The organism is Streptomyces sp. JNUCC 63, assembly GCF_054366325.1.
Map to the genome: position 1 here is coordinate 8,511,709 of NZ_CM135963.1, position 16,907 is coordinate 8,528,615.

At 69.7% G+C, this 16,907-nt stretch carries 21 protein-coding genes and 1 pseudogene; 12 read left to right on the forward strand and 10 right to left on the reverse strand.

The genetic code is table 11. The annotated features are described in order from the left end of the window. Positions 1 to 20: 20 nt before the first annotated feature. The 3 genes and pseudogenes from ACX25U_RS39740 to tpg form a co-directional block, all read right to left on the reverse strand. Positions 21 to 464 carry a hypothetical protein gene (locus ACX25U_RS39740; protein ID WP_454387336.1) on the reverse strand — a complete coding sequence of 148 codons (444 nt, stop codon included), beginning with the start codon at positions 462 to 464 and terminating at the stop codon, positions 21 to 23. Between the two features lie 51 nt (positions 465 to 515). Then, positions 516 to 980, reverse strand: coding sequence for a hypothetical protein (locus ACX25U_RS39745; protein ID WP_454387274.1), 465 nt, complete (start codon positions 978 to 980; stop codon positions 516 to 518). A 239-nt stretch (positions 981 to 1,219) separates the two neighbouring features. Then, positions 1,220 to 1,552, reverse strand: a pseudogene (gene tpg / locus ACX25U_RS39750) (telomere-protecting terminal protein Tpg); the annotation flags it as partial. 95 nt (positions 1,553 to 1,647) lie between these two features. On the opposite strand from tpg, the gene ACX25U_RS39755 reads away from it, so the two are divergent. Then, positions 1,648 to 1,926, forward strand: coding sequence for a hypothetical protein (locus tag ACX25U_RS39755; protein ID WP_454387120.1), 279 nt, complete (start codon positions 1,648 to 1,650; stop codon positions 1,924 to 1,926). A gap of 23 nt (positions 1,927 to 1,949) precedes the next feature. On the opposite strand, the gene ACX25U_RS39760 is transcribed toward ACX25U_RS39755, so the two are convergent. After that, positions 1,950 to 2,792, reverse strand: coding sequence for an IS5 family transposase (locus ACX25U_RS39760; protein ID WP_454387119.1), 843 nt, complete (start codon positions 2,790 to 2,792; stop codon positions 1,950 to 1,952). A 521-nt stretch (positions 2,793 to 3,313) separates the two neighbouring features. On the opposite strand from ACX25U_RS39760, the gene ACX25U_RS39765 reads away from it, so the two are divergent. Beyond that, positions 3,314 to 3,544 (forward strand): hypothetical protein, encoded by a 231-nt coding sequence (locus tag ACX25U_RS39765; protein ID WP_454387337.1) that lies wholly within the window; start codon positions 3,314 to 3,316, stop codon positions 3,542 to 3,544. On the opposite strand, the gene ACX25U_RS39770 is transcribed toward ACX25U_RS39765, so the two are convergent. Continuing rightward, a complete protein-coding gene (locus ACX25U_RS39770; RefSeq protein WP_454387339.1) occupies positions 3,535 to 3,993 on the reverse strand; it encodes a hypothetical protein in 459 nt (152 codons plus the stop codon). The genes ACX25U_RS39765 and ACX25U_RS39770 overlap by 10 nt on opposite strands. Positions 3,994 to 4,187: 194 nt before the next feature. Here ACX25U_RS39770 and ACX25U_RS39775 point away from each other — a divergent pair, with 194 nt between their 5' ends. Then, positions 4,188 to 4,604, forward strand: coding sequence for a helix-turn-helix domain-containing protein (locus tag ACX25U_RS39775; protein WP_454387340.1), 417 nt, complete (start codon positions 4,188 to 4,190; stop codon positions 4,602 to 4,604). Between the two features lie 370 nt (positions 4,605 to 4,974). Here ACX25U_RS39775 and ACX25U_RS39780 read toward each other — a convergent pair whose 3' ends face one another. After that, entirely contained in the window at positions 4,975 to 5,442 is a 468-nt protein-coding gene (locus ACX25U_RS39780) for a hypothetical protein (protein ID WP_454387341.1), read from the reverse strand. Between the two features lie 391 nt (positions 5,443 to 5,833). Here ACX25U_RS39780 and ACX25U_RS39785 point away from each other — a divergent pair, with 391 nt between their 5' ends. The 9 genes from ACX25U_RS39785 (at position 5,834) to ACX25U_RS39825 (ending at position 12,774) form a co-directional block, all read left to right on the forward strand. Next, positions 5,834 to 6,148 (forward strand): helix-turn-helix domain-containing protein, encoded by a 315-nt coding sequence (locus ACX25U_RS39785; protein ID WP_454387343.1) that lies wholly within the window; start codon positions 5,834 to 5,836, stop codon positions 6,146 to 6,148. Continuing rightward, complete coding sequence (locus ACX25U_RS39790; RefSeq protein WP_454387345.1) at positions 6,145 to 7,683, forward strand: helix-turn-helix domain-containing protein; 1,539 nt, start codon at positions 6,145 to 6,147, stop codon at positions 7,681 to 7,683. Before ACX25U_RS39785 ends, ACX25U_RS39790 begins: the two co-directional genes overlap by 4 nt. Before the next feature lie 98 nt (positions 7,684 to 7,781). Next, entirely contained in the window at positions 7,782 to 8,354 is a 573-nt protein-coding gene (locus tag ACX25U_RS39795) for a transcriptional regulator (protein ID WP_454387347.1), read from the forward strand. 296 nt (positions 8,355 to 8,650) lie between these two features. Beyond that, positions 8,651 to 8,878, forward strand: a complete 228-nt coding sequence (locus tag ACX25U_RS39800; protein ID WP_454387349.1) for a hypothetical protein — start codon at positions 8,651 to 8,653, stop codon at positions 8,876 to 8,878. Further along, on the forward strand, positions 8,875 to 10,404 hold the full coding sequence (locus ACX25U_RS39805) for a DUF932 domain-containing protein (RefSeq protein ID WP_454387350.1): 1,530 nt from the start codon (positions 8,875 to 8,877) through the stop codon (positions 10,402 to 10,404). The genes ACX25U_RS39800 and ACX25U_RS39805 overlap by 4 nt, the downstream gene beginning before the upstream one ends. A 317-nt stretch (positions 10,405 to 10,721) precedes the next feature. After that, on the forward strand, positions 10,722 to 11,210 hold the full coding sequence (locus tag ACX25U_RS39810; protein WP_454387352.1) for a hypothetical protein: 489 nt from the start codon (positions 10,722 to 10,724) through the stop codon (positions 11,208 to 11,210). After that, positions 11,203 to 11,409 carry a hypothetical protein gene (locus tag ACX25U_RS39815; protein ID WP_454387354.1) on the forward strand — a complete coding sequence of 69 codons (207 nt, stop codon included), beginning with the start codon at positions 11,203 to 11,205 and terminating at the stop codon, positions 11,407 to 11,409. The genes ACX25U_RS39810 and ACX25U_RS39815 overlap by 8 nt, the downstream gene beginning before the upstream one ends. Before the next feature lie 169 nt (positions 11,410 to 11,578). After that, positions 11,579 to 12,427 carry a hypothetical protein gene (locus ACX25U_RS39820; protein WP_454387356.1) on the forward strand — a complete coding sequence of 283 codons (849 nt, stop codon included), beginning with the start codon at positions 11,579 to 11,581 and terminating at the stop codon, positions 12,425 to 12,427. Positions 12,428 to 12,429: 2 nt separating this feature from the next. Further along, positions 12,430 to 12,774: a hypothetical protein gene (locus ACX25U_RS39825; RefSeq protein WP_454394724.1), complete on the forward strand. Its 345-nt coding sequence runs from the start codon at positions 12,430 to 12,432 to the stop codon at positions 12,772 to 12,774. A 450-nt stretch (positions 12,775 to 13,224) separates the two neighbouring features. Here the strand turns inward: ACX25U_RS39825 and ACX25U_RS39830 are convergent, their stop codons facing one another. From ACX25U_RS39830 to ACX25U_RS39845, 4 genes are all read right to left on the reverse strand, one after another. After that, positions 13,225 to 13,779 (reverse strand): ComF family protein, encoded by a 555-nt coding sequence (locus ACX25U_RS39830; RefSeq protein ID WP_458633795.1) that lies wholly within the window; start codon positions 13,777 to 13,779, stop codon positions 13,225 to 13,227. Positions 13,780 to 13,964: 185 nt separating this feature from the next. Then, entirely contained in the window at positions 13,965 to 14,930 is a 966-nt protein-coding gene (locus tag ACX25U_RS39835; RefSeq protein WP_454387360.1) for a DNA-processing protein DprA, read from the reverse strand. 132 nt (positions 14,931 to 15,062) lie between these two features. Continuing rightward, a complete protein-coding gene (locus ACX25U_RS39840; RefSeq protein ID WP_454387362.1) occupies positions 15,063 to 15,677 on the reverse strand; it encodes a hypothetical protein in 615 nt (204 codons plus the stop codon). A 231-nt stretch (positions 15,678 to 15,908) separates the two neighbouring features. Beyond that, positions 15,909 to 16,205 carry a hypothetical protein gene (locus tag ACX25U_RS39845; RefSeq protein WP_454387364.1) on the reverse strand — a complete coding sequence of 99 codons (297 nt, stop codon included), beginning with the start codon at positions 16,203 to 16,205 and terminating at the stop codon, positions 15,909 to 15,911. Positions 16,206 to 16,907: the final 702 nt, after the last annotated feature.

The window sequence follows — 16,907 nt, forward strand, 5'->3', positions numbered from 1 at the left end:
TCTCGTTTCAACGAGCTTCGCTACTCGGAGAGTTGCGCGATGGCCGCCCCATGACCAGGGGCTATGCAGAGATCGCTGTTACACCACTCGGCGGGACACCATCTCAGGGTGCCGTCGACCAGGACGACGTGGCCACCCTTTCGGGTGACCTTCTGCAGCGCGCGGTCCAGCCGCTCGGCCCGCGCGGCGAGCAGTTCGATCACCTCCATCACCCAGCGGCGCACCGTGGTCGCGGAGATGCGGTTGCCGCCGGCCATGTCGGCAAGCCGCTGGTCATGGCGGAGAACGGCCAGCACGATCGTGGCGATTCTTCCGGGCGGCAGCTTGCGCCACCGCGAGCCGATCTTCTTCAGGTGGCCGCGCAGCAGGTCGCCGAGGAGGGTCAGGGTGGCCGTGGACAGCGTGAGGCTGGACTGGTAGACAACCGTTTCGGTGCCCCCGGCGGGGCTGGTCTTGTTTCGCATACGACACCAACTGCCGTCGGGGGCCCTTGGGTTACGGTCCTGGGCGGACGCTCACAGCGTGGTGGTGAACTTCCCGTCGGCCGGCTTGCGCAGCCAGCCCCGCTCGGCCAGCCGGTTCAGCTTCGCGCGCATTGCCTCCGAGCGGGCCGGCTCGGAGGACATCCCCAGCCCGGCGCAGACCTGCTTGACCATGACCGGCCCTTCCGCCCGCCGCACCACGTCCATGATCCGCTGGTAGTCCGCGGGCAGCACCGCCTCGTCCATGCCCCGCTCGCGCGGCGGCACCAGCAGCACCGCACGGCCCGCGACCTGCCCGGCAGCCGGTGCCGGCACCGCTTCCCGCTCCACGCGCAGCTGCTCGGCCAGCCGACGCGCAACCCGCTCGGCCACGGCGAGCTCCTCCAGCTCCTCGCGTACTTCCTGAAGCTGCTGACTCAACTTCTCCGCCTGCAACTCCAGTTCCGCTCTGCGGGCCGTGATCAGCTCGCGAAGGTCCGGTTCCGCTTCCTGGGCCACCCGATGCACCTCCCGCCCGGATCGTACGGACAGGCGCCCCGCGCACGCCGGGAAACCCGTGGATCCGTGATCGCCGAAACGGCAGACGATCTTGAGCTCCGACAACCGCCCCCGACCAGCGCGAGAGCACGATCAACGACTCACACCAGCCCCGTGACCAGCAACTTCAAGATGGTGGATCTTCTGTGGTCGGGTAGCCGGATCACATCCGGGCTCGCGGGCTGTTCGGGGTGCGGCTGCTACAGGTCGAACTCGAGGTGCTCGATGTCGGTGAAGCGGACCTCCTCCAGTTGGCCGGCGCGGCGGCCGTTGTCCTGGAAGTACACCTCCTTGAGCCCTTCGGCCGCGATCTCCCGCAGACGCTGCTCGGTGGCGCCCTGCTCCTGGGCGTCGAAGAGGCGGGCGGCGTACTGCGGCGGGAGGGCCACGGTCAGGTGCCGGAGGCGGTCCTCGTCGGTGGAGCCGATCGGCGCGGTGTAGCCGATCCGGGCGCGGGTGTCGATGACGATGCCGCCGGTGGTCGCCGCCTGCTGCCGGGCCCTGGCGCGGATCTGCGGCTGCCACCGCTTAGAGGTCGCGCAGATAGACGGCCGCTGGGGCGGCGTTGAAGGCGTGTACGCCAGCTAGGCTCAGAAGATCACCGGTTACAGACCGCTATGAGGGAGCCATGGCCGTCACCTACTTGATGCTCGCGCGGCTACCTGAAGGCGGCTTGGGCACCTTCGACGCTTATGAGAGCGCTGTCCTGCCCCTCCTTGCCGAGTATGGAGGGCGTCTTGAGCGCCGACTGCGCACTCTGGACGATCAGGTCGAGGCCCACCTCATAGCCTTTCCCACCAGCGAGGATCTCGCTGCCTACCGGGCGGATCCCCGGCGTTCTGCCGCTGCACCACTGCTGGAGTCGTCTGGGGCAGCGGTCGAACTGCTCGCGGTGCGCGACGTTTAGATGCGGCGCGGATGAGGGTGCTGTCATGGTCGGCGGTTTGGGCGTTCGTCCCAGCGGTGAGTCGCCCATGCCTGCCGGATCAGGCTGCGCACGGTGATAACCGCGTCGGCGAGGTCGAAGAAGGCGTCGACGACGGTGGCGCGCCGCTCGTAGCAGCGGGCGAGCCGGTGGAAGGCGTTCTGCCAGGCGTGGGTACGTTCCACGTGCCACCGCCGACTGGCCTGGATGGGTGCCTTCTCGCCTTTGTGCGCGATACGGCCGTGGAAGCCGCGATCGTCGAGCACAGCGCGGGTCTTGTCCGAGTCGTAGCCGGCGTCCAGATGGACGGTGATGTCGTCGGGCAGCGGTCCGAGGTCGTCCAGGCGGTCCAGGGTCGGGGCGAGCAGCGGGGAGTCGTGGCGGTTGGCGCCGGCCAGGACCCGGCCCAGCGGAATGCCGTATCCGTCCGTCATGCCCGAGCGTTTCAAGCCCTGTTTGCCGCGGTCGACCGGGGAACGCCCGGCCACCTCGCCGCCTCCGGGAGCCTTGGTGATAGAGCCGTCCACGGCGATCTGGTCGAGGACGAGTCCCACGATCCGGTCGTAGGACTCCAGCGCGATCTGCTTGAGCCGGGTGAAGACGCCCAGTTGTATCCACTCGTCGCGGCGGTTGCGGATCGTGGTGGCCGAGCAGGTTGTGTCGGCGATCGCCTGGTAGGAGCAGCCGAAGCGCAGGAGCTGCAGCATCTTGTCGAAGACGATCCGGTCGCTGATACGTCGGCGGTGGCAGCCAAGTGGATGGTCCGGGTGGTACTCCGGCCGCTCGGGCAGCAGGGCCGCGAATTGGTCCCAGAGCGGTTCGGTGAGCCATGATGGCAGCGCGGGCACAGGTCTCCTCAGTGATCACAGAGCGTCGCAACTCCATGATCACCAGAACCTGTGCCCGTCCTGTTGCCGGTGTCCCCAACCGCACCTATCCGCGCGACCTCTTACCGAGAGCCAGAAGGTGTCCGCAGAGATCTGCGTTGACACCCGGCCCACCGTGGCAGAGGGTGGGCGGGCACACGACAAGGGGGCGGCGCGGCGAGAACCGACTACCAGCGCATACCCGCACGCGTCGTCCGGGCGGGCAACGACACCGCCCACCTGTCCCTCGCGGCCTGGTGCGGGGGGCAGATCACCGTCCCCGTCCCCACCCTCGGCCTCACCGCCGCCACCGGTCTGGCACGCCACGAGCTGCCCGGAACCGTCCTGACCGTCACCGCGAACCTGGCCGCCGCCGCTGACTCCGACGTCGACCCGCACGACTGGCAACTCGCCCCCGCCGGCGACCGGATGGCAGCCTTCGCCGCCCTCCAGGCGGGCGAACTCCCCGCCCCACGCACGGCGGGGCAGGCGGAGCCCGCCCGGTGACCACGTACCTCGCCGTCCTCCAGTTCGAGGAGGGCGAACCGGCCGTCACCGGTCAGTGGGCCGACGACGCCGCCGCCCTGCGGACCTACCGCGGGTGGGTCGGGCTGTACGGCAGCCAGCAGAGCGTGGTCATCCGCCTCATCGAGGAGGCAGGCGGCCGCGCGCACGTGCTCAAGACGTGGACCGCGCACGGCGAAGTCGGCACCCCCCGCGTGGCTCAGCCGTAGGAGACGTAGCAGTTGACGCCGTCGGATTCCCGGTAACAATGGGCGTTCTCGTTGTCGTGGATGCGGGTGTAGTCGTTGGCGCTGACGTAGCGCCAGGCGCCGTGCATGTTCACCCAGTAGTTCTCGTACTGCATGGTAAAGGCGTCGGTGTCGTTCCAGACGGTCCAGCTGTAAGTGCGGCCGTTCATGCTGGCTGTAGTGCAGTTGTTATGCGCGTTAACGTACTTATAGGTGTTGCCGCCGTCGCGGTTCCAGATGTGGCACGTGCTGCCCTTGGTGCCGTTGGTGAACTGGATGTCCTTGGCGATGACGAGGTTCTGGATGCTGTCGTGGCGGATGACATCTCCGCCGACGACAGCGTACGCAGGGCTCGCGACGCCGACCACGACTGCGGCCGCAGCAGCTCCCAGCACAAAGGCGGCAGACCGCCATCTAGTGCGGTGTTCCACTGTTCCCTCCCCTAGGACGAGAGCCGCCCGGCGGACGGCTCGCCGTCCACACAGTGGTCGGGCCCGGGGCCGGGGGCAACGGAAGGGGCGTCCCGGGATGATTCACACGGGCCTGGCTGGGGATCCTTCCACAGGTTGGGACGCTATGGGATGCTGCGCTGGTACTGGGGTTCTGGTCGGGGGGCGGGGCGGACGTGATAGTACGGGCAACGACGCTGGCGGAAGCTTTCACCCGCCTGAAGGAGCGCAGCGGGCTCAGCTACGCGGCGATCTCACGCAAGTGCTACCTCAGTACCTCAAGCCTGCACCGCTATTTCACGGGCCAGGGAACGCCCTCGGGCCCGGATCTCGTGATCAGAATCGCCGAGGCGTGCGGTGCCGACGCAGCAGAGGTGCGTTCCGTACTCAGATGCTGGCTTGGGCAGACGTCCGGCGGCCAGCCTCCTGCCGCGGCCACCGCGACACCCGATGCTCCAGCCGAGGCGGGCAAGACCCCGGCCAGCTCCTTCCCCGACGTGCGTTCCGGAACGGTGACAACAACCCCGCCCCTTCCCTTCGGGCGGGGGCGTTCCCGGACGTTAGTCGTCATCCTCGTACTGGACACCGGCTGACCGCTGCCGCTACTGGTCTTCCTCGTCAGTCCCAAGGACCTTGTTCCCCGGATTTGCAGGTAGCCATGGGTGATCAAGGCTGCGCGCGTGACCGTATCCTCCGCACCGATGTTCGAGGTTCACCCCGACCCCGCCGAGATGTAGGGCGCGGCTACACCGGGGTCGCGGTGCGCTGTTCGGCGTGCTGCTTGGCGAGGGCCTCACAGGCCGCGCGGACTGCGTCGACGGCGATCCGTATTCGTTCAGCGCGCTGACGGAGACGCCTGCGCGCCGGGCGATCTCACGACCGCCGCCCTGTGGCCGGGACGGCGCCGGCACCACCCGCTGGAACAACTCCCACAGCTCATCCGGGACCAGGACCCGACTGGAGTCACCGGCCATCAAAGCCCCCCGGATCGACGGCCGGCGGAAAGCCGAGTCTGTCGAGCAGAGTGAAGAAGAGATCTTCAGCGAACGTCTCATGGCCCCGGAAGATCTGTTCGACGACGGACGGGTCGACACCCTGGCCGAAACCAGCGGCGCGAGCCCATATCACGGCCTTGAGAGCGTCATTGGAAACGGACGCTTCCATCTCGGCTCGCTTGCAGGTGACCGCCGCTTGGAAGGCGGGGTCCTCGGGGAGAGACTCCTCGGCATCCTCGGGCATCTCCGTCAGCTCCCCGGCAGCGGTGTCCAGGTTGAGCCACCCCTGCCAGAAGCTGCCGTCGGGTGCTGCGCCCATGACAACACCGAAGTCACTGTCGCAGATCGTGGCGACACAGGCCGGAGCCCCGGTCCATTGAACAACGGAGAGCAGGGCATCCTCGGCGTCGCCCGGAAGTCCGTGATGGACCTGCACCGTCTGCCACCCTCCATCCCGAGGCCAGCACATCGACACGCAGCGCTCGTGTCCCTCGCTGCATGTAGGCGATCCCGAGAACACTGGTGCACGTGACGGCGGCTCCTTGCTGCGGAAGACGATGAAATCGCCCCAAAATCCCACTTCGTCCCCATTAGGTTCGCCCGTCAGAACAGGTGGCAGCGTAGATACAGGCACTGACAAGCACACGCCGGCCTCGAGCGGCGTCTCATCCCAGGAACCCGGCTCGTCGCACTCATCAGAGAACAGTCAGCCCAAATGAAACTCCCATTCCTTACGAGCGCCGGATCCACCAGACCGGGACGTCCCTTCCACGACATCGATGCGTTATACGCATGAAATATGAGCATTAAGTGGTAGCGTCGTCCTCATGGGTATGAGTCTCGATGAGCGGGTTCGGTCCGCGGTGGCCGCGCTCCTGCACGCGACCGGCGAGGCGCAGACCGATCTCGCCGCCGCATTGGGGGTGAGTCAGGCCCAGGTGAGCCGCCGTCAGTCCGGCGCCGCCGCATGGAGCCTGGCCGACTGCGACGCGGTCGCCGCGCACTACGGCATCGACGTCCTGGAACTCCTGGCGGGGCCCACCCGGGCCACGGAGTCGCTGCCCGCGGAACGCCGCCGCGTTCCCGGCCGCCACGTGGGCACCGTACGCCCCGCGGCCGTACGGGACGGGGGAGCCCGATGACCAATTTCGACGCGATCGATGCTCTGCTCGCCGGAGCCAGGAAAGAGGTCCCGCTGCCGCCCGCCGGGGAGCGGCGCGCCCTGCGCGAAGGGCTGAGCCTGTCGCGCGCCCAGCTCGCGCAGGCCTTGAACGTCAGTCCGTCCACGGTCGGGGGCTGGGAGTCCGGACGGGACCCGAGTGGTGAAGTACGGGAGAAGTACGCGTACTTCCTTCAGGGCGCCCGAACGAAGCTGGCTGCCGCCGCGGGTGAGGAGGCCCCGGCCGGGGAACCCGTGGACGCCGTCGCGGCGGAAGCTGCGCAAGAAACGGGAACGGGTCAGGACGACGTTGACGACGTTGGGGTCCTGTCCGCGTCGCAGCCCTGTGTGCTGTGCGGGCAGCCCGCCTCCCACGAGGTCGCGGGGTTTCCGCAGCACCTGGACCCCGCCGAGTGCGGCACGGCCGAGCACACGCAGACGGTCGAGCCCTCGCGGCCGGAGAAACCCGCTGGGCAGAAGGAACCCCGCCGGACGACGTCCTCCGGGCAGGGCCGGGCGGCGGGCGGGGTCAAGGTCGTACCCGTCGGCCGTCGTCTGAAGACCGCCGACACCCCGGACCTGATCGGCTCCGCCGTCGCAGCCGCGCTCGCCCAGCACGCCGGCGACGTCGAGGCGGCGACCGAGGCGCTGGTGAAGCGGGCCATCCCGGACGCGATGGCGCTGCTGGACGAGACCCGCAAGGGCGGCCGGTACGACATCGTCGCCCACCCGTGGCTGCCCGACATCCTGCGCAAGCAGACGGCACGCGGCGCCGACCAGATCTGGGAGGCCCGCCCGAAGTGGAGCAGGCCCGAACTGCCGCCGGGCGTACACGAGGTGACCGCGCTCGACATCAACGGCGCCTACCTGTCCGCGCTCAAGACGCACCTGCCGATCGGCCAGCTGGAGCACACGGTCGGCAACCACCACGAACGCCGCCGCGCCGGCGTCCACCTGATCACCCCGCCCGTCTGGGAGCACGACGCCTACCTGCCCAACCCGCTCGGCAGTCGGGACGAGCCGGGCCCGCTGTGGGTGACCGAGCCGACCCTGCGCCTGCTGCTGCGTCTGGCGGGCCCGACGCACGGGCTGTGCGACCCGCCGGAGATCCACGAGTCCTGGACGTCGGGGGCCACGGAGAACCTGCTGGAGAAGTTCCGTATCGTGCTGAAGGACGCCCGGGACCGGGCGATCGCCGAGGACGACGGGGTGACGCTGGAGTACGTCAAGGCCATGTACGCGAAGTTCGTCTCCACGATGGGGGAGTCGAACTACAACCGGGAGCTGTACCGCACCGACTGGATGCACCTCATCCGCTCCCAGGCCTTCGTGAACCTGTGGTGGAAGGCGCACCGGGCGTACGACGAGGGCCTGATGGTCGTCCGCGCGATGGGCACCGACGAGCTGCACGTGATCGGCGACTGGCGTGCGGTGTTCCCCGAGGGACGCGGCGTCACCGAGGTGAAGGTCAAGGACGTCTACACCGTCGGGAGCGACACGGCCGGCACGAGCGGATAGCGAAAGCCTGCCTCGCACTCCACGAGGGCCGGCACGGGAATTGCTGTACTCTGCTCCCAGTTGATCAGAGTCGCGTACGACGGCGAAAGAGAAAGCCGGTGCCTGAGCGCAACATCGAGTTCGGGAAACACGGGGCTCGCGGCATCAAGGGACACGAAGCCGTAGCCCGCCAACTCGATGCGCTCGCCGGCTACATCGCCACCCCCATCACCGCCCGGCGCGGCCTGCTCGCCCGCCTGCACTACCTCACCCGCACCGACCACGCCCGCCACAGGGCGCGCGAGGCCGGCCTGACCGTCACCGACCGCACCCTGCGCGCCTGGCTGGACGGCAAGCGGGCGCCGTCGAAGGCGAACCTGGAGCGCATCGAGCAGGCCTACCGCACGGTGCGGCGCGAGAACGTCGCCCGCTACCTGCTCGCCCGCCTCAACCGGGAGGGCCGCGGCACCCGCGTGGAGATCCACCCGCTCAACCAGTCCCAGGTCGACCGGCCCCGCCAGCGCGTCATCGAGTACCGCACGCTGAACGTCCGCCGCTGGGACCGCATCGTGCGGGCCTGGGCGGCCGGCGACGACCAGGAGCTGGACGACGCCTGGGTCGACCAGATCGTCGACCTCGGCTCCCAGTGGGGCCAGTACGAGTACGTCACCAACATCGGCTTCGCCGCGTGAAGCAGCTGGGGTGACCACCGGCCCGGCAACTTCACCTCGTAGGTTCTGAGCAGCCGACGGGGCGACCAGTTCGGCCGGGCCTCGCCAGTGGGACACGGCGGCGGCCGAGAGGGAGTTCGCCCGGAACAAGGCCGCGGTGGAGTCCGGCCCCACGTTCCGCGGACCAGTCGTCGGGGTGGAAGCTGGGCGGGCCGCCGCCCAGCACGCGCGAGAGCAGCCGGTAGCTCATCCTGCCGGGCCGGGGCATGCTCCCGTTTTCGTTGTCGGCCTCTGCCCAGACGGCTACGCTTCTGGGCATGAAGGAGATCAGGGTTCAGGTCGACGACGGCACCTTCGAGGGGATAGAGGAGCGAGCCGCGGCCGCCGGCATGGAGGTCTCCGAGTTCGCCGGCCAGGTACTCGCCGAGGCCGAGCAGAAGCGCCGATTCCTCGCGGCCGCGCAGCATTTCACGGCCCTGCTCACCCCCGCTTTCACGGAGGCGTTCGGCTACCCGGAGGCCGACCGCGGGGCAGCGGCCGCGTGATCCTCCGCGTTGACCGCGGGTGGCTACTGGAGATCGCCCGCCAGACCCTGCCCGGCGACCCCGACGTCACCGACTACGGCACCCTCGCCGCCGCGGCCGCCCGACACACCGACGAGGTGATGGACACCCTCGTCTACACCCAGCCGCACCACCGCGCCGCGGCACTCATGCACCAACTGATCCGCGTGCCCGGGCTGGAGACCTTCAACGAACTGTTCGGCGTGGTCGCGGCCACCTCGTACCTGGCGGCGAGCGGGCTCACGGTGATCCCCACTATTATTGGAATTGTTCGGGGAGCGGTGGCCCCGCTCCCCGACCCACACTCCATCAAGAAGGGGAAACACCGCATGACTCAGCAGTTCGCCGAGCGCGCCACGAACGTCGCCCCCACCGGCGCCCGTAACGCCGACCTGTCCGACCTGGTGCGCATCCTGGAGGACCAGCAGCGCCGGAAGCTGGACGTGATCGCGCCCGCCTCCGCCCTGCGGTTTGGCGAAGGCAACGTGCACGTGCAGGGCGTGGAGTCCCTGATCACTGAGGACGGCGTGACGGACGTCGACGGCATTTACCGGCCCACCACCGTGGCCGATGAGGGGATCGCCGACAAGCTGCGCATCCCGCTCGCGTACCTGCGCCGTATGCGCGCCGAGAACGTCCCGCTGCTGGACGAGAACGTGAACGCGTGGCTGCGCCAGGAGCCGGAGCGCCGTTTCATGCTGCGCGCATTCCGGGGCGAGGGCGGCCTCGGCATGCAGCCGGCCGAGGGCGTGGCCCGCGCGCTGCTGTCCGACAGCTACAAGCTCATGGACAACTTCGACATGCTGCTGGCCGCCCTGGACGGGGTGCAGCAGTCCGGCCACCCGACGAAGGTGACCGGCTGCGACCTGACGGACCGGCGCATGTACGTGCGGGTGGAGTCCGAGGCGGTGGCGATCCAGGCCCGTGCGCTGCTGCGCGGGTACCGCTCCCCGTTCGACGGTCGCAGCGGTGACGAGCTGCCGATGATCTCTGCCGGTTTCGTCATCACTAACAGTGAGGTCGGCGCCGGGGCGTACACCATCACCCCGCGCGCGGTCATCCAGGTCTGCCGCAACGGCCTGACCATGTCCCAGGACGTCATGCGTGCCGTGCACCTGGGGGGCAAGCAGGACGAGGGTGTCGTGTCGTGGTCGGGGCAGACGCAGCGCAAGACGCTGGAGCTGATCACGTCGAAGACCGCCGACGCTGTACGTACGTTCCTGTCGCGGGAGTACGTGCAGGCGAAGGTGTCGGAGATGGAGGTCGCCGCCGGTAAGGAGTTGGCCGAGCCGACGAAGACGATCGAGCACGTCACCAAGACGCTCAGCATCGGTGCCGAGGCCAAGGACATGATCCTTGCCCACTTCGTCCGGGGCGGTCAGATAACGGCCGGGGGCGTGATGAACGCCATCACGTCGACCGCGCAGGCGCTCACGGACGCCGACCAGGCCGCCGCCCTGGAGGCGCTCGCGGTGCCCGCGCTCACGGCCGCCGCCGCGCACGGCTAGCCACCAAGCCCCCGTGCGGGCCGGGCACCTCCCCGAGCCCGGCCTGCACGGGTCCCACGGCTCAGAGCGCGGAGCGCTCCCCCCACCCGCGCAATGAGCCCCCGTGCGGACCGGCCATCCCCCCGGCTGGTCCGCACGGGCCCCACCCCACAGCCAGAGCGCGGAGCGCTCCCCCCACCGCAGAGGGAGCGCGGAGCGCGCCCGCCCCGCCCCCTGCCGCGTAGCGGCAGCGCGACGCGTCTGCGGAGCAGACCGCGCGCCAAAACCATCCCTGCGGCGCGCCCACCACCCCGTCAGCCATCAAGGAGTCATGCGCCATGTCCGTACGCCCGGAGCTCATCCGCCCGAGCGACGCCGCAATCGCGGCCGCCATGAGCCGCACCGTGACCGCGCTCGCCGCCCTGCTCACGGTGCTCGGAACCGGGGAGCACACGCTCACCCTCGCAGTCGAGCGCACCGACGACGCGTTCGTCACCGGCCAGGCCGACCTGTCCGTCGGCCGCGCCCCGCTGCGCCTTGCGGTGCTGGACGAGGACGACTACGCCGCGCTGCGCACGCTGCTGGTGTTCGCGCTGGAGGGCAGCACCGTCCGGCACGCCGTCCTGGTGGCGACCACGGCCGCCGAGCCCCACTCCCGGGCGTGCGGCTGGACTGTACACAGCGGGTGGCTGCACCCCATGGACACGGCCGAGCTCCGGCAGGCCGTCGTCCCGTGCCCCAAAGTCTCCGCCGTACGGCGCGAGGTCTACGGCGCGCCGGTCCTGCCCCAGATCCCCGACACCGACGAGGAGAGCCCCCGTGCCTGACACGCCCGCCGTCACCGCTACTGGCTACTGCGCCAACACCACCCCGGTCCCTGGCACCATCCGCACGGTCAACGCCAAGAACACCGGGCCGAAGTTCTTCCACCTGCACGGCCGCCGCTACGCCCAATGCCCGTGCGGCCGCGAGGTGTCCCTGACCGAGCGGGGCAACCTCCGCCGCCACAAGCCGCCGCAGGAGTAGCCCACAGACGCCATTCCCGCCTCCCCCAGCCCCGGGGGGAGGCGGACGGCCAACCCGGCCAGCGCGCCACTGGCCGAAGGCCTGCCGCCTCGACGCCCGCGCCCTCCCCTTCGGCGGGCGCCGGGCGGCAGGCCCCGCTCACCGAGCCGACCCCCAAGGAGCCCGGCCCATGACCAGCCCGAGCCTGACCATCGACACCCCCGCCGGCACCGTGCGCGCCACCGCTGGCCCCCGCCAGGACGACGCCGTCGTCTTCGAGCTGTACGGGGCGATGCGCGGCAGCGTGCACCTCACCGGCACCCACCACCCCCACCACTGGGACCAGTTCACCGCCGTACGCGCCTGCCTCGGCCCCGTCAACGCCTTCCAGACCACCGCCCCCGACGACGCCCTGCCGCGGCTCGCCCGCAGCCGCACCGGCTACCGGGGCAGCCTGACCCTCTACCGCGACAACACCAACCGCCCCGAAGTGACGGTGTACCCGATGGAGTCCGCCGCCGGACACGAGCCGTCGGAGAGGACGGCGGCGACGCTCACCGCCGTCCTGCGCGCCTGCGCCGCCCATGTGGCGCAGCGCGACGACCTGCCCGCGATCCTGAATCTCTCCCGGCAGCGGGACACTCCCGCCCTGCTGCGTTTCCTCACCTGGTCGACCGCCTACCACCAGGCCGAGGCCGCCCGCCTTGAGGACGAGGCGCGTGCCGCCGACCCCGCGCGGCGCGCCGCTGTGGCCGCCTGGTGGACCGTCGCGCGGTGGTTCACGACCTGCCCGCACCCGGTGCTGTTGCTGATGCTGGCCGACTTCCCCGGCTCGCTATCCCGCACCGTCGACGTCAAGCAGTGGTGGGCCCCCTACTGCCTCACCGAGGCCGCCGAAGAGCACGAACGCGCCCGCCGCGCCCAACCCGAAGCCACCTCGTTGCGTACCCAGCAGAGGTCACGGCGCACCGCCCGCCGCCCGAAAGCCCCGGCACAGGGCGCCCCGCACACGGGGCGCCCGGAAATGGAGATGTCGTGACCATGCGCTGGTTGATGACCCTCGGAGAGCGCAGCCGCCCCGAGGCGCCCACCTACGCCGAGTGCCCCGGGCCGAACGAGGCCCGCGCGGTCGCCCTGGTGGACGACTGCGGCCAGCTCTTCCCCATCCTGCGGGAATGGCGGCGGATCCTCGGCGGCGAGCTGACCGGCTGGGCCGGGCAGGTCGAGGCGGACAACATCGAGAACCTTCCCCGAGACGTGACCGACGACTGGGGACCCGACCTGCGGCTCGACACGATGCCGGGCGGATACGTGCAGGTCTCGGACTACCGCGACCACCAGCCGCCCGCCGCCCTCACCGCCACCCCCAACGTACTCATGCGCTGACGTCGCGCCGCCGGAAAGCCGCAGGTCAGGGCGGGTTCACACCACCCAAAGTCAAACTATTATGAATGCTGTGGGAGGGGCCTCCCCCGCACCGCCCCTCCCGCACCCAGGACCGGCCGAAAGGGCCGCGATGCCCAAGAAGTTCACGTTCACCGCCAACACCGGATCGCGCGGCTACCGGGTCCTTGACCGCGAAGACCGCAGCACCAGTTACGGCGTCGTCTGGCGCGACGCCGGCGTGTGCAAGTGGGTTGCCGAGTACCCCGGCAACCGCCCGGGTAGCGGCGGCGGAATGCCCGGCTTCGCCAGCCGCATGTGGGCTGCGCACTTCCTGTACCGCTACCGCAAACCCCAACCGTCCGAGAAGACGACAGCGACGCTCACCGCCGGGCTGGGAGGATGGGTGGGAGCGCGCCGGCACCACGCGGAACTGACTTGTGTTGTGACTGGTCAGCCGCTCCAGGGGGCGCGGGCGAGGACCAGGCCGCGGACTTCAGTGGCGCCGGACGCCCGCAACCGTAGCGCTACCTGCTGCAGTTGGGAGCCGCTGGTCAGTACGTCGTCGACGAGAAGGATGGTGGCACCCGCGATCGCTGCCGGGTCACCTGTCCATCGGAGGGCTCGGGCGTGGGCGGCGGCAGCTGCACGTTTTGCGTCCAGGGTCTGGTTGGCCGATCGCGGGGTCTCGGTGGTCTTCGTCAGCAGCGGGGCGCCGGGCGGGCTCAGGGGGAACCTGTGGCTGACGTCCTCGGTATAGGCGGCGTCCAGGATGGCCTCGATGTGCCGTACGGGCGCTCGATGGGGGTCGGTGGGGTTGCCGACGACGTAGTCGACGTCGCTCATGAGGCGGGGGTGGGTCTCCATCCAGCCGACGAGGAGTCGCCCGAAAATGAGCGCCCAGCCTGTCTTTCCGTGGTATTTCAGGCGGTGGATCTTGTCTCGGAGCGCTCCGGAGTACATGGCGACTGCGTCCACCCGGGTGAAGCCGCGCTGGGCCACGGGCACGTTGCATAAGGCGTTGGTGCACCTTTGGCCTTCGGCAACGGTTTGGGAGCAGACCGGGCAGTGCGAGGCGGCGACCGGCTGCACGGTCCGTCCGGCGCAGTCGGAACACAGCCGGGCGGCGCCGGTGAGCCGATACGCGCACGTGGCGCAGTTGGGGAAGCCTGCCGGGTCGGGGAGGATCGTGGTCACAGGCCGGCCAGGGCGAGCTGCTGCCGCTGCTGGCTGGCTCGTTGGATGCTGGCCGCGGTGCCCAGGCGGTCGGTGATGGTGCTGGACTGAGAGACCTCGATAGCTCGGCCGTCGGTGATCATCTTGGCGGCCCAGGGTTCGCTGGTCGTCAGGGACTTAATGAGGAAGACCAGCTTGCCGTGCTCGGCTGCGATCCTGGCCTGCATCTTCGCGCCGGACGTACTGGAGGCCTCGATGACGACGCTGCCCAGGCTGATACCGCTGGTGACGACGTTGCGGCGCGGGAAGGTCCACTTCGCCGGGCGGCTGGTGGGCCAGAACTGGCTGATCAAGGCGCCGCCCTGGTCGAGGATCTTCCGCGCCAGGGGACGGTTCGCGGCCGGGTAGACGGGCACGGCGATGCCGGTGCCCATCACGGCCACCGTGCGGCCGCCCGCGGTCAGGGTGGCCTCGTGGGCAGCGGCGTCCACGCCCTTGGCGAGGCCGCTGGCGATGACGACGTCATGCTCAACGAGTTCGCGGGCCATCCGCGCGGCGCGGCGTAGGCCTTCCAGGGAGGCCTGCCGGGTGCCGACAACGGCGATGGAGCGGGCGTCGCGCTGCTGCAGTTCTCCCTTGTAGAACAGGAACGGCGGCAGGTTGGGGACCATGCGCAGGTTGGCCGGATAGTCGGCATCCAGCACCGTGACGAGACGGGCGCCTTCCTTGGCGGCTGCGGCCAGCTCGGTGTCCACCCGTCGCCGGGCGCCGTCGAGGTCGGCCAGAGCCTGCTTCAGGACGGGAAGGTTCTTGCGGGCCACGGGCGAGTCCTCCCTCAGCTGCCCCGCCAGCAGGGCCGCAATGTCTTCGGGAGTCTGGCCGCTGCGGGCGATCAGACTCCAGTCGAGGGTGGCATCGCCGGCGCGCAGCGCGCACAGGGCCAGCAGGTCATGCTGGTCGGCGGTGAGATCCAGATCAGTCATCAAGGTGTCCTTCTACTCGCGGCCCCGGGATGTTCGAAGGATGGTGCGGGTTCTTGGGCCGCCTCCATCATGGCGCACGGCCCTCTGCAGTGGCGAGAAGGGGGCCGCGCAGTCCTTGCGACGTGGTGCCTGCTACTCGTCGGCGTGCTGAGCGTCCTCGATGAACCGATCGATCAAGGCCTGCAGCGCAGCAGCCAGCCCGTCCTGGACACCCGACTTTCCCCGTGTTGCCGTAAAGTCACTCAGGGTGAAGGCGTTCACCTCGTAGGGCTTGACCGTCCTGCCGGGCCGCAGCCTGTAGGCGGTGTGGGCCTTGGGATACTTGCCGATGGTCAAGGCGATCACCTCGGCTGCGCCGACCGCCGTCAAGAGCATCCGTGCCCATTCCAGGGACTTGCCCTCGGTGGTGAAGCCGTCGAACACCACCACGGTCTCGCCCTTGCGCTTGCCCCGGTAACGGGGCTCGACGCGGACAGTGCGTGCTTGGGCAGCGATCGAGATGTCCGCGGTAGTGGCCTTCCCTCGGCCGGCCTTGAAGCGCTCCAGGCTGGTGCCGGGGACCCGGTGCACGCGTTGGAGCAAGTTCTCCTTGCAGGAGGACCCGACCAGAACCTTCGCCTGGGCCAGAAACTGGGCGAGCTGGTCACTCACCCCGCCAGGAGCGCTGCTGGGGTAGACGCAGAAGATGCTGCGGCCGAGCAGGCAACCGTCGAGGTACGCCGAGCAGGCAAGGCGCAGCACGAGCACGTCGCCGCGGCCGTGGCAGCCCGAGGACTTCGACGAACGGTGCGAGACGTGCGGCGCACCTCCGGGCCAGCTGTGCACGGCGTGATGTGGCACCGGCTACACCGCCGAAGACGCCCGACGCAACGCCGAACGCCGCGACCAGACCGCGGCCACACCACCCAGCCCCGGGCGCCCCACCAACCGTCCCAAGTGAACCGGACGGTAGCCCCTGCCCGGACGATGGCCCCGGGCTCAGCGGGTGGCGCCCTCGGTGTGCTGCACCCTCAGCTGGGCGTGGCGGTCCGTCTTGCAGGCCCGGGCGAGGCGGCTGTTGAAGCGGGCGAGGATGTCTCCCCCGAGCCAGCGCGGCACGATGTGGTCGACGGTGCGGCCCCACGGGTGGGTGGCGCCTTCAAGACTCTGGTCGACCTCCCGGCCGCACCAGTGGCAGTCGGTCTCTTCGGCGTACACCTGCTCTTCGATACAGAGCGCGGCGAGTTCGGTACGGGACGGGCGGGGGTTGTAGCCGAAGACCTGCGCTTCGATCACGTTCGCCCCCCTGCACATGCCGGAGCCCGGCCGCGGGGCCGGGCTCGAGGATGCCGTGCGATGGTGGACCGGGCGTGCAGACCATCCCGACAGCGCTGCCACCGTCTCACGGAATGAGTGCGCGCTGATCACCTGTCAAGTCATCGCTGGTCACCCACCTTGATAGGTGCGGCCTTTGGTGTCCGCGCTGCGGGATCGCATCGGTGATGTCGGCCAAGTCCCACAGCGCGAGCGCCTGCCCACGGGACGGGTTCGGGTGGGAGCCGGCCGGGGTGAGGGCACGGCGGCGCGCCCAGTCGCGGAACTGCGCGGGGGCCATGCCCAGGCTGTAAGCGGCCGGGCGCTCGCGACGAGGGGGCGGCCGTCACGCCCCGTGCCGGTGCTGCTCACGTGTCCAGTGTGCCCGCGACCGCAAACCTCCCCATGCCCACGCATCTTTACTAGTCCCAGGTTGATTCAACGTCCGCTATTTACCCGGTAGTTGAGAACTGTCACACTGCACGACGCCGGTACACAGCTGACCGACAACGAGGGGGGCACGGGCCTTACCAGCGTACCCAAGGGGAGGGAACAACGTGCTAATCCAGGACAGAGAGGGATATTCCATGCGCACGCGCCTGTTCGCTGCAATCACCGCAACGGCGGTTGCCACTCTGCTTAACACCGGAGTCTCTGCCGCGGCCGAAACCGCGGACCGCGCCG